Annotated in this window: 10 protein-coding genes; 1 reads left to right on the top strand and 9 read right to left on the bottom strand. The window is 55.8% G+C overall.

The features are described 5' to 3' along the window. Positions 1-62: 62 nt before the first annotated feature. Positions 63-992, bottom strand: a complete 930-nt coding sequence (locus NOR51B_RS11660; protein WP_009020991.1) for an electron transfer flavoprotein subunit alpha/FixB family protein — start codon at positions 990-992, stop codon at positions 63-65. Next, on the bottom strand, positions 989-1,741 hold the full coding sequence (locus NOR51B_RS11655) for an electron transfer flavoprotein subunit beta/FixA family protein (protein WP_009020027.1): 753 nt from the start codon (positions 1,739-1,741) through the stop codon (positions 989-991). The genes NOR51B_RS11660 and NOR51B_RS11655 overlap by 4 nt, the downstream gene beginning before the upstream one ends. 244 nt (positions 1,742-1,985) lie before the next feature. Here NOR51B_RS11655 and NOR51B_RS11650 point away from each other — a divergent pair, with 244 nt between their 5' ends. Continuing rightward, on the top strand, positions 1,986-3,635 hold the full coding sequence (locus NOR51B_RS11650; protein WP_040482075.1) for an electron transfer flavoprotein-ubiquinone oxidoreductase: 1,650 nt from the start codon (positions 1,986-1,988) through the stop codon (positions 3,633-3,635). 191 nt (positions 3,636-3,826) lie between these two features. Here the strand turns inward: NOR51B_RS11650 and NOR51B_RS11645 are convergent, their stop codons facing one another. From NOR51B_RS11645 to tig, 7 genes are all read right to left on the bottom strand, one after another. Beyond that, positions 3,827-4,372, bottom strand: a complete 546-nt coding sequence (locus NOR51B_RS11645; RefSeq protein WP_009021422.1) for a DUF1285 domain-containing protein — start codon at positions 4,370-4,372, stop codon at positions 3,827-3,829. A gap of 23 nt (positions 4,373-4,395) precedes the next feature. Further along, positions 4,396-6,270 carry a SurA N-terminal domain-containing protein gene (locus tag NOR51B_RS11640; RefSeq protein WP_040482074.1) on the bottom strand — a complete coding sequence of 625 codons (1,875 nt, stop codon included), beginning with the start codon at positions 6,268-6,270 and terminating at the stop codon, positions 4,396-4,398. A gap of 148 nt (positions 6,271-6,418) precedes the next feature. Further along, complete coding sequence (locus NOR51B_RS11635) at positions 6,419-6,691, bottom strand: HU family DNA-binding protein (protein ID WP_009021013.1); 273 nt, start codon at positions 6,689-6,691, stop codon at positions 6,419-6,421. Between the two features lie 100 nt (positions 6,692-6,791). Beyond that, complete coding sequence (gene lon / locus NOR51B_RS11630) at positions 6,792-9,206, bottom strand: endopeptidase La (protein ID WP_009019497.1); 2,415 nt, start codon at positions 9,204-9,206, stop codon at positions 6,792-6,794. 139 nt (positions 9,207-9,345) lie between these two features. Further along, entirely contained in the window at positions 9,346-10,629 is a 1,284-nt protein-coding gene (gene clpX / locus NOR51B_RS11625; protein ID WP_009019848.1) for an ATP-dependent Clp protease ATP-binding subunit ClpX, read from the bottom strand. A 96-nt stretch (positions 10,630-10,725) separates the two neighbouring features. Further along, positions 10,726-11,361, bottom strand: coding sequence for an ATP-dependent Clp endopeptidase proteolytic subunit ClpP (clpP, locus tag NOR51B_RS11620; protein WP_040482583.1), 636 nt, complete (start codon positions 11,359-11,361; stop codon positions 10,726-10,728). Positions 11,362-11,384: 23 nt separating this feature from the next. Beyond that, positions 11,385-12,713, bottom strand: coding sequence for a trigger factor (gene tig, locus NOR51B_RS11615; RefSeq protein WP_009021413.1), 1,329 nt, complete (start codon positions 12,711-12,713; stop codon positions 11,385-11,387). Between the last annotated feature and the right edge of the window lie 14 nt (positions 12,714-12,727).

Here is a 12,727-nt window from a genome sequence, read left to right as displayed (position 1 = left end):
AAAAAAAAACCGGCGAAAACGCCGGTTTATCGATGCTTGCCTTAGCGTCAGGGATCATCGTCTCAGAGAGACGCCTCGAGCTCAGGCAGCGCCTGGAATAGATCTGCCACGAGACCATAGTCAGCAACCTGAAAGATGGGAGCGTCCTCATCCTTGTTGATCGCAACAATGACTTTGCTGTCTTTCATGCCCGCCAGATGCTGAATCGCGCCAGAAATACCCACTGCGATGTAAAGGTCTGGTGCAACAATCTTTCCGGTCTGGCCGACCTGATAGTCGTTGGGGACAAAACCCGCATCAACAGCGGCGCGAGAGGCACCGATAGCGGCACCCAGCTTGTCAGCTATGCCCTCCAGCAGCGCAAAGTTCTCGCCGTTTTGCATTCCGCGCCCGCCCGATATCACGACCGATGCGGCCGTTAACTCGGGGCGGTCAGATTCCGCCACCTCTTCGCTGACAAAACTGGACAGCCCGGCGTCGTGATCGGCATCGACTGCCACTACCTCGGCGGAGCCGCCGGTATCGGCGACCGCGTCAAATGCGGTAGTACGCACGGTGATCACTTTTTTCGCATCGCTGGACTGAACCGTGGCGATGACGTTACCGGCGTAGATGGGACGCGTGAACGTATCAGCGCTCTCTACCGAAATAATGTCGGAGATCTGAGCAACATCGAGTAATGCGGCCACCCGGGGCATCACGTTCTTGCCGAAGGTTGTCGCTGGAGCGACCACGTTGTCAAAGGACGCGGCGAGCTCGGCGATCAGTAAACTCACATTTTCCGCCAATTGGTGCTCGTAAGACGGCTTGTCTGCGCAATGCACTTTGCTGACCGACGGAATTGCCGCCGCGGTCTCAGCGACAGCGCCACAACCGCCACCGACTACCAGCAGTTCGATGGAACCACCAAGTTTTTCGGCTGCAGCGAGCGCGTTGAGCGTCGCGGGCTTAAGTTCCGCGTTGTCGTGTTCAGCGATGACCAGCGTATTCATGAAATCACCTTTGCTTCGTTTTTGAGTTTATCCACCAACTGTGCGACATCTTCCACCTTGATACCTGCAGCTCGCTCTGGAGGAGGCGCAACGCTCAGCTGCGTGACATGGGTTTGTATTTCGACGCCAAAATCGGCCGGCGTCACGACATCAAGGGGCTTCTTCTTCGCCTTCATGATATTCGGTAATGATGCGTATCGGGGCTCATTGAGCCGCAAATCGGTGGTAACAATCGCCGGGAGTGACAGCGAGATGGTTTGCATACCACCGTCAATCTCGCGGGTGACATTCATTTTATCGCCGTCAATCTTGATTTCGGAGGCAAAGGTTCCCTGTGCCATATTGGTCAGCGCAGCCAACATCTGGCCGGTTTGGTTGTTATCACCGTCGATCGACTGCTTACCCAGAATAACGAGATTGGGTTGCTCTTTGTCGACCACACCCTTAAGCAGTTTCGCCACCTCGAGTGGCTCGGGTTTGCCGTCAACTTCGACGTGGATGCCGCGATCGGCGCCCAGCGCCAGCGCCGTTCGAATTTGCTCCTGACAGGCCTTTTCACCGATCGAAACCACCACGATCTCCTCTACCGTGCCGGCCTCTTTGAGTCGAACGGCTTCCTCGACTGCGATTTCGCAAAACGGGTTGATTGCCATCTTGACATTATTCAGCTCGACGTCGGAACCGTCGGCCTTGGCACGGACCTTGACGTTATAGTCAACGACCCGTTTCACTGCGACCAGTGCTTTCATAGCGTCTCCATTTGGTTAAAGACTGTGTATTCAAACGGCTTGGGGGTGGAAGCCCTGTTTATGCCGCCAATGCAAAGGAAGAAGGTTCACTCGGCTTTTGTGGCCGTGTAAACTGCTATCCTTGTAAATAGGCGGTGTATTATACCTAACCACGAAGCAAATTCCCGCCGCAATTCATGCTAATAGTGCTGTCTTTACGAGTTCGTCCAACCCCGGCAAACGCCAAACAATGTGAGGTTTACTAGTGGAACGCGAGTCAATGGAGTTCGATGTTGTTATCGTAGGCGCGGGCCCGGCTGGCCTGTCGGCAGCCTGTCGCATTATGCAACTCGCCGCGGAGCAGGAGCGTGAAACCACCGTTTGTGTCGTAGAAAAGGGGTCTGAGGTCGGCGCCCACATCCTCTCGGGGGCCGTGCTGGAGCCCCATGCGCTTGAGGAGCTCTTTCCCGACTGGAAAGATCGGGGAGCACCACTCAACACTCCGGTAACCGACGATACGTTTTTCTTTTACACGAGCGAATCGAAAGCCACCAAGGTCCCCAATTTCCTCATCCCCAAGCCAACCCATAACGAGGGTAATTATATTGTCTCGATGGCCAACGTCTGTCGCTGGCTTGCCGAGCAGGCCGAGGCACTCGGCGTGGAGATTTATCCCGGATTCGCAGCCTCCGAGGTGCTTTACGATGAAAGCGGCGCGGTAAAGGGAATCGCTACCGGCGACATGGGAATCAGTGCCGAGGGCGAACAGAAGAGCAGCTACATGCAGGGCATGGAGCTTCATGCCAGGTACACCCTGTTCGCCGAGGGTTGTCGGGGGCACCTCGGTAAACAACTGATCAGCCAATTCGGGCTTGATGAGGGTAAGGATCCCCAGCATTACGCCCTGGGTATCAAGGAAGTCTGGCAAATTGATCCGTCACTGCACGAAGAGGGAAAGGTGATTCATGGGCTGGGCTGGCCACTGGCGGAAAGTAGCTCTAGCGGCGGTGCCTTCATGTATCACGCGGAGAACAATGAAGTGTATATCGGTCTTATTACCGACCTGAATTACAGTAACCCTCACGTTAGCCCTTTTGAGGAGTTCCAGCGCTGGAAGAAACATCCGGAGACCGAGAAGTACCTCAAGGGAGCGACCCGAATCGCCTATGGGGCACGGGCGCTGGCCAAAGGGGGGTACAACAGCCTGCCCACAATGCACTTTCCAGGGGGGCTGTTGCTGGGCTGCAATGCCGGCACCCTGAACAGTGTCAAAATCAAGGGAAATCATACGGCCATGAAGAGCGGGCTGGTCGCCGCGGAAACCGTGATGAGTGCCCTCGCCTCCCCGCAGGCTGATAAGGATCTGGTGGCATTTGATGATGCTATCGCCAACTCCTGGCTAGGGAAGGAGCTTTATACCACCCGCAATTTTTCCGGTTTTATGCATAAGTTGGGCTGGATCGTCGGCGCAGGCATGGTGTGGATCGACCAAAATATTTTTGGCGGCCGTCTGCCCTTCACCCTGCATGATCGCAAACCCGACCATGCGTGTCTCAAACCTGCGGATGAATGCGCGCCCATCGAATACGCGAAACCCGATGGCAAGATCACTTTTGATCGGTTGGCGTCGGTATTTCTTTCCAACACCAATCATGAAGAAGACCAACCCTGTCATTTGCAGCTCACTGACCCCGAAATACCCATAGCGCAGAACCTGCCGCGCTACGACGAACCGGCGCAACGTTACTGCCCAGCTGGCGTTTATGAAGTCGTCGAGGACACGGAGGGTAAGCGTTTCCAGATCAACGCCCAGAACTGTGTTCACTGCAAAACCTGCGACATCAAAGATCCGGCACAAAACATTACCTGGGTGACGCCGGAAGGCTTTGGTGGTCCGAACTACCCCAATATGTGAATTATCAGCAGGAGTATGCCGGGGAACACGCAGCATGTTTTCAGTTTATCCGCCGATTAGCGGGGCTAAGGTTTACCCGGGTCCCCGGTTATAGCTGTATAAGCCATTCGCCGATAACTACCCCTTCTGCGTTGAAGTCGGTGATGCGGTCGGTAAGACAACCCATCCTTGGAATCCGCGATGAACCTTTTTCAGGGTAACAAGTTAAAGTGCTGTCCGGCGCTTTCAATCTGCCCCTTGTCATCGAGCATTGAGGCCAGCCGATACCAGGCACTTCGCGAGAAAAGCGCGGTTAAACCCCGGTTAATTTCCACGTAAACCGCGTGGCCTGCACGAGGTTCCAGTTTAGGCGGGTGGGCTTCGTCCATCAGCACTTGTCCGCCCGTGTTCAAACTTAAAAGCAGCGTCTTCGGTTCACTCTCGGGAACATAATCGACGTCGGTCACCAAAAGGGGGTGCAGTTCCACAGTGATACGCGCTTTCTCCACGGGAGTGACCAAATAGTACTCACCGTCCTCCTCCCGCCGCAGCACGCTTGCAAACAGCTTAACCAGCTTTTCGCGCTTTATCGGTCTCCCCTCGTGCCACCAGGAGCCATCGCGGCGAATCTCCATATCGATATCGCCGCAGTGTTCGGGATTCCACAGGTGGATCGGTGGCGCAGAACCCTCGGTGGCCGACCCCAACTGGCCGAGAAGGTCGGCTATTGTGTCTTTGCTGTCGCCGCGCTCAGACATAACGCTATCGAGGACACTGGGGCTTAACGCACAACAATCTCGGCCTCCTGACGCAACGCGCGAACATATTCGGCAAGATCGATACGCGCGCCCGCAGATGCGAGTTGCCGCTGCAACTGTTCCCGCGCGTTGTTGGGCATTCGCTGCAAATCCCCTTCCCGGATTCGCGCCAGTTGAACAACAGCGATCGTCTCCCCGGGAAGCTCAACCAGTTCCACCGCCGAGCTGTCTGCGTCCGACATGACAAATGCCGTTGACAGCACCTCGCGGGGAAGCGAAGTATTGTTGCGCTGAGCGGCCAATTCCACCCGCCACTCATAGCCGAGCTCGTTGGCGATCGCTTCCAGTGTTTCACCCGCCGCCAGGCGCTGACTGACCATCTCGGTAAAATCCGTCAACGCGGCTGTACGGGCCTCGGTTTTCAGTTGCGCGGCGATTTCCCCGGCGACATCTTGCAAGGGCTTTTGCCGGGCAGGAATTTGCTCATTCACCCTGACCACCAGGAACTGGCTATCGGCGAGTTCAAGCACCTCGCTGTTATTGCCGCCGCGGTAAACCTCCTCGCTGAAAACGGTGTCGACAACCCTTTCATCAGCCCACACGCCCACACCATTGCTACGCGTCAATTCCTCCTCCTCGGCAACCGAGAAACCCAGCGCCTCCGCAGGACCGATAAGATCGGGAGCATTGAACGTCAAGTCTTTCAACTCATCGACCGCCAACAGCAGATCACGCTCTGCATTGCTGATCTTGATCGCCTGCTCCAATTCTTCACGAAGGGTGGCAAAATCAGGTCGCTCGCCCGCGACCCGCTCTTCAACACGAATAAAGTGTGTCCCGGCATCGGTTTCCACGGGTCCTGAATAGGCACCCACAGACAGGCTGGCAATCGCCTCCTCCATCGGCTCGGGAAATGCAGTGCCATCGGTAAAGCCCAATTCGCCGCCCGAACCCGCAGACCCGACGTCGTCGGACAACTCCATGGCCAGTTGCCCAAAGTCCTCACCGGCATCGAGGCGGCGCGCGACCTCACCCACACGATCAGCGTAGCTCGTATCGCTGTCCTCATCCGACTCAATAATCAATATGTGGGAAACGCGGGACTGGTCGGCCACCTCATATTCATCGCGAACCGCCTCGAACTGTTCACGCACAAGCGCCTCGTCCACGGGCTCATAGAAATCTTCGACGGCGAGCAAAATATAACCGACGTTGGCGGCGGGCTCGGTCACAAACCGATCCTGATTATTGTCGTAATACTCGGCGATTTCCGCCTCGTCGACACTGTCTGGCCGATCAAAATCACTTAGCGGCGCTTCAAGATAACGCACATCGCGCTCTTCAGCCCAGACCTTGGCAGCGGCCTCCATCTCAGAGGGGCTGACGAATGCGCTTTGGGAGATAGCCCCCTGCAATTGGCTCAGCATAAGGTCCTGTGATTGCATGCGGCGGAAACGCTCCGGGGTCAGCCCCGCATTGGCCAAAACCGACTTGTATTGATCCGGAGAAAAAACACCGTCACGCTGAAACGCCTCGATCGCAGTAATTTCCTCTCCGATCGCCTGCGCCGAGGCAATCATTCCAAGGTCCACAGCATGCTGCAGCAAAAGCTTCCGCTCAATCAGCCCTTCCAGCGCGGAAGGCCGAATACGCTCGTCATCCAACATTGCCGGATCAATCCGATCACCAAAAATCTGGGTAAGCTGTCGTTTTTGCGATGCGATGGCATTTTGCAATTCAGCGGGCGATATTTCCTCGCCGTTGACCTCGGCCACCGACGTCCCGCTGCCACCAGGCAACAGAGACTCCAGGCCAAACGCGGCAAAGGACAGAACAATGAGTCCAATAACAATTTTCGCGGCGGTGCTTTTCGCACCTTCCCTCATAGCTTGAAGCATGTCAGATCCAGAATTGGAGGCAGAAATAGGTAAAATGAGTGGCGATCAACCGGAGCGCAATGTAACAAAAAAGGCGCCAAAAAGCGCCTTGTATCGAATCGGTTATTTGCCCGGCGGCGCCATCAGGCCCACCAAAAACGGTTACGGATTAATTGACGGCGTCTTTGAGTGCCTTGCCCGGTTTGAAGCTGGGGTTATTGGACGCCTTGATCTGAATGGTCTCGCCGCTGCGGGGGTTTCTTCCCTCGCGAGCCGCGCGGTGCTTGACAGAGAACGTGCCAAAACCAACCAGAGAGACGGTATCCTGCTTTGACAGGGCTTCAGTCACTGCTGAAAGAGTGGCGTCGAGCGCGCGGGCTGCAGAAGCCTTGGACAAATCGGCGTCTTCGGCGATGGCATCGATAAGATCATTTTTGTTCACAGATAAAACCTCTTCTTGAATGGAATAGCGTTATTAAAATGGGCGGTTGCGGATATTAAGGTTATACCCGTGTCCGGCGCAGGGTCAAATAAAAACCGGATTAATGTGCTTTCGGGCGGCTCAAACTGTCGTCGTCGTTATTTTTCGATCCTGCAGCAATGGGTTCGGGAAGATATTCCTCATCGGAAATCGGCTGGGGCATGGTCTCCAACGCGATATCAAGGACTTCGTCAATCCACTTTACGGCCTTGATCGTCAAATTCTCCTTGATATTGTCCGGGATCTCAGTGAGATCGCGTTCATTTTCTTTGGGAATGATCACCGTCTTAATTCCCCCCCGACGGGCAGCCAGCAGCTTCTCCTTCAAGCCACCAATGGGAAGCACCTCTCCGCGCAAGGTTATTTCTCCCGTCATCGCGACATCGGCCCTGACCGGTATGCCACTGCAAACACTGACCAGCGCCGTACACATGGCTATGCCTGCGCTGGGGCCATCTTTCGGCGTCGCCCCCTCGGGGACGTGGATATGAACATCGTGTTCTTCGTGATAGGCGGCCGGAATACCCAAGCGCTGCGAACGCGAGCGGACTACCGTGGTCGCCGCCTGAATCGACTCCTGCATGACGTCACCCAGCGATCCTGTCTTAACGTGGCGGCCTTTACCGGATAGCGCCACCGCTTCTATCGTCAGAAGCTCACCGCCCACCGAGGTCCAGGCGAGCCCCGTTACCTGGCCGACTTTGTTTTCTTCCTCCGCAATACCGTAATTGTACTTGCGCACACCCAGTAGATCCGGGAGCAAGTCGGCCGTAACCGAGTGCGTGCTTTCTTCAACAGCGAGCACGAAACGCTTGACCATTTTGCGACAAACTTTGGCGATTTCTCGCTCCAGCGAGCGCACGCCCGCTTCGCGTGTGTAATAGCGGATAATATCAAGGATGGCTTCATCCCCGATCTCGATCTCATTCTTCTTCAGGCCGTTGAGCTTGACCTGCTTGGGCACAAGATAACGCTGGGCGATCGAGAGCTTCTCGTCTTCCGTGTAACCGGGAATCCTGATGATCTCCATACGATCCAACAGGGGACCCGGAATGTTCATCGTATTGGACGTGCACACAAACATCACATCCGAAAGGTCGTAATCGACTTCGAGGTAATGGTCATTAAAAGCGTGGTTTTGTTCCGGATCGAGCACCTCGAGCATTGCCGATGCGGGGTCGCCCCGGTGATCCATGCCCATTTTGTCAATCTCATCGAGCAGGAACAGCGGGTTACGAACCCCGGCCTTGGACATTTTCTGTAGCAACTTACCGGGCATGGACCCGATGTAAGTCCGTCGATGCCCGCGGATTTCGGCCTCGTCGCGAACGCCACCCAGGGCCATACGGACAAACTTTCGATTGGTAGCCCTGGCTACCGACTCACCGAGGGAGGTCTTACCGACCCCGGGTGGGCCCACAAGACACAGCACCGGCCCTTTCACCTTTCTGACCCGCTTTTGAACAGCGAGGTACTCGAGTATGCGATCCTTGACTTCGTCGAGCCCGAAATGATCCTCGTCGAGCACCTTGGCCGCGCGCTTGAGGTCGTGACGGACCTTGCTGCGTTTTTGCCAGGGAACACTCACCATCCACTCGATGTAACCACGAACCACCGACGCCTCTGCCGACATCGGCGACATCATCTTCAGCTTGTTTAACTCTGATGTGGCCTTGTCGCGGGCCTCCTCGGGCATTTTGGCCTCGTCGATCCGGTTCTGTAGTTCATCGACTTCGTTGGGGGCGTCGTCCATCTCACCCAACTCTTTCTGGATCGCCTTCATCTGCTCGTTGAGGTAGTACTCGCGCTGACTCTTTTCCATCTGCTTCTTGACCCGACCTCGAATACGCTTTTCCACCTGGAAGAGATCGAGTTCGGCATCCATCAGCCCAATTAGGTGATCCAGCCGTTTCCGAACGTCGGAGATCTCCAGAATGCGCTGCTTCTCCTCAAGATCAACGCCCATGTGCGCGGCGATCGTATCGGCAAGGCGTCCCGGATCGTCGATTCCCGCGAGGGAACTGAGCACTTCCGTCGGGACTTTTTTGCTCATGCTGACGTATTTTTCAAAGTGCTCGACGACCGTGGCGATCAGTTTTTCGCCCTCGCTCTCAGGAATTTCATCGGTCTCGACCTGACGAACCGCGGCGACCGTAAATTCGCCCTCATCATCGATGGACTCGATCGCCGCGCGGAAACTCCCTTCGACCAACACTTTGATGGTTCCATCGGGGAGCTTCAGTAATTGCAGGATGTTGGAAACGGTTCCGACCTGATACAGGTCATCAACTCCCGGATTATCGTCGGCGGCGTTGCGCTGCGCGACCAACAGCACCTGCTTGTCACCGGCCATGGCCTGCTCGAGCGCTTCTATCGACTTTTCCCGCCCGACGAACAGGGGCAGTACCATGTGCGGATACACGACAACGTCCCGCAGGGGAAGCAGGGGTAATTCGGTGGCGATCACATCGGTCATAAAGGTCTCCGGTCTCTCTACCCTGAATATGGGGACGATAACCGGTTATACAATGACCAGCGACATTTTTGGGCCGCATTCGCTGCGACCGACTCGGATTTGAGGGACGTACTGGGCGACGGGCGTCGCCCGGTAGAGATCAGTCTTCGGTGCCTGCTCTCGCCGAATCCTGGGATTCATAGACCAATAGCGGATCTGACTCACCAAGAATCACCGATTCATCGACGACGATCTTGGCGACACCGCTTTCGGAGGGGATGTTGTACATCGAGTCAAGCAGGACGCCCTCCAGGATCGAGCGCAAACCACGGGCACCGGTTTTTCGCTCCATTGCCTTCTCGGCAACCGCACGCAATCCGTCCTCACGGAAGTCGATTTCAACCCCTTCCATATCGAACATCTTGGCGTATTGCTTGGTGAGTGCATTACGAGGCTCGGTCAAAATCTGAATCAGTGCCGCCTCATCGAGCTCTTCGAGGGTGGCAATAACCGGCAGACGACCGACAAACTCGGGGATCAGACCATACTGCACAAGATCTTCGGGTTCGAGATCGGACAGCGTTTCGCCGAACTTGCGTGTCTCGTCCTTGCTCTTGACCTCCGCAGCGAAGCCAATTCCGCCCTTCTCAGAGCGATTTTTAATGACCTTGTCGAGACCTGCGAAGGCGCCACCACAGATAAACAGGATATTGGAGGTGTCGACCTGCAGAAACTCCTGCTGGGGGTGCTTTCGACCACCCTGCGGCGGCACCGAAGCGACGGTACCTTCGATAAGCTTCAACAGCGCCTGCTGAACGCCCTCTCCGGAGACATCCCGGGTAATTGACGGGTTATCGGACTTGCGAGAAATCTTATCGATCTCATCAATGTAAACAATACCCACCTGGGCGCGTTCAACATCGTAATCGCATTTCTGCAACAGCTTCTGGATGATGTTCTCGACATCCTCCCCGACATAACCGGCTTCGGTGAGGGTTGTGGCATCAGCGATGGTAAAGGGAACATCGAGCAGTCTCGCCAGCGTCTCCGCCAACAGGGTCTTGCCCGAGCCTGTGGGGCCGACCAGCAGGATGTTGCTTTTGCTGAGCTCGACGTCATCACCACCGGATTTGGGGGCATAGCGCAGGCGCTTGTAATGATTGTAAACAGCCACTGAAAGCACGCGCTTGGCGCGCTGCTGACCAATCACGTACTGATCGAGAATTTGTTTGATTTCGTGGGGAACCGGGAGGCTATCGGAACCCTGCTCGCTGGCGGCCTCCTGTATTTCCTCACGAATAATATCGTTGCAGAGGTCTACGCATTCGTCGCAGATAAATACCGAGGGACCTGCAATCAACTTGCGTACTTCGTTCTGGCTCTTGCCACAAAACGAGCAATAAAGCAGCTTGCCGTCATCTCCGGAGGATGTGTCGTTCGCCATAATATTCGCCTAACGCCGGCGTGAACTCCCGGCTACACGCTTACCTTGATACGTTTGACCAGCCTTTGCAAGCACTGGAACTCGACAAACCGGGAATCAGGCATCTGGGGCTGCCACGCGATTTTCCACGACCTCATCGACCAGACCGTACTCAACGCTTTGTTCGGCACTCATGAATCGGTCACGCTCCGTATCACGCTCGATGGTCTCGAGGGTCTGGCCCGTATGGTCGGCCATCAATCGGTTGAGGCGCTCGCGCAGATAAAGAATTTCCTTGGCCTGGATCTCGATATCCGAGGCCTGTCCCTGGGCGCCGCCGCTGGGTTGATGAATCATCGTGCGTGCGTTGGGAAGAATGTACCGCTTGCCCTTGGCACCGCCACTGAGCAGAAAAGCACCCATCGATGCCGCCTGGCCGATACACATGGTACTGACGTCGGGTTTGACAAACTGCATCGTGTCATAAATAGACAGGCCCGCAGTGACCGATCCTCCGGGGGAGTTAATGTAGATGTGGATGTCCTTGTCTGGATTCTCCGACTCCAGGAACAACAGCTGTGCGACAATCAGATTCGCCATGTGATCCTCGATGCCACCGACCACAAAAATCACGCGCTCCTTTAACAGCCGCGAGTAAATATCAAATGATCGTTCCCCCCGAGAGGTTTGCTCGATCACCATGGGGACTAGGCCCAGATTTTGAATGTCGCCTGGAGACGTATCTCGAATCATTGCTTTCTCAATTGATTGTCGGGTCATGCCTGCTGTTGGGGACGCGCTGCCGCCAGCGCCTCCTGATAAGAACAGGCCTCTTCTTCCACGGTAGCGCCAGCAAGGAGGGTATCGACTACCTGATCCTCCAGCACCCTGGACTCCACCGCGGCCAGCTGCTCGTTTTCCGAATAATACCAGTTGATCACTTCCTCTGGCTCCTGGTACGTCGACGCAATATCTTCGATCAGCTCGCGTACTTTGGCAGAATCCGCCTGCAACTCCAACTTGCTGACCAACTCTGACATCAGCAAGCCCAGTTTAACCCGGCGCTCTGCCTGCTCTTTGAACATTTCGTCAGGAAGTATGCTCTTAAGGTCGAGCTCCTGAGTATTGCCGCCCCCGAACTGCTGCATCATTTGCTGACGCATACCATCGATTTCCTGGGCGATGAGGCTGCTGGGCACCTCGAGCTCGGGGTTGGCCTCGACGATGGCATCCATGACCTGCTGCTTGACGTGATTTTGCACCGCGTTACGGAGCTCACGTTCCATGTTCTTGCGCACCTCATCGCGGAAAACAGCTTCTCCGCCTTCCTCAACGCCGTAGCTCGCAAACAGCTTCTCGTCGAGGGGAGCGAGTTCAAGCGCCTTGACCTCTTTCACGGTTATCTTGAACTGCACATCCGCACCCTGAAGGTCCTCGGCCTGGTAATCCTCCGGGAACGTCAGGTCAAGAACCGTATTTTCTCCCGCTGAGAGTCCGATGATGCCTTCCTCAAAACCCGGGATCATCCGGCTGGAACCGAGCTCGAGCGAGAAGTCCTCACCACTGCCGCCTTCAAAGGCCTCGCCGTCACGAGTACCTTCAAAATCGATAATCACGGTGTCACCCTCTTCGCCGGCACGGTCTACAGCCACTTGCTGACCCTGCTGCTTGCGGAATACCTCAATGATCTCGTCAACATCGCTATCGGTCACTTCCGCGGTGGGCTTCTTAACGGCAAAGCCGTCGGCTTGCTTGACGTCGAGTGTAGGGAAGATTTCAAACACGGCGACGTATTCAAGATCATTGCCGGGTTCAAAATTGCGGGGTTCGATCCTGGGCTGGCCCGCCGGGCGCAATTGCTCCTGGACAACGGCCTCCTGAAACGTCTGGCTGATCACCTCACCGAGAACTTCCTGACGCACGCCGGCACCGAATCGCTGCTTCATGACGCGCATGGGAACCTTACCTGGGCGAAAACCCGGCAAACGCACATTCTTGGCGGCGTCCTGCAGCCGCGACTGAACGGCACCGTCTACACGCTCGGCGGGCACTCCGACCGTTAAACGTCGCTCAAGACCGGAAGTTGTTTCAATAGAAACCCGCATTGGTTACTCCTGCA

The sequence above is a fragment of the Luminiphilus syltensis NOR5-1B genome (assembly GCF_000158175.1).
Taxonomy (GTDB): domain Bacteria; phylum Pseudomonadota; class Gammaproteobacteria; order Pseudomonadales; family Halieaceae; genus Luminiphilus; species Luminiphilus syltensis.
This window is presented reverse-complemented; position numbering and strand designations above follow the sequence as displayed.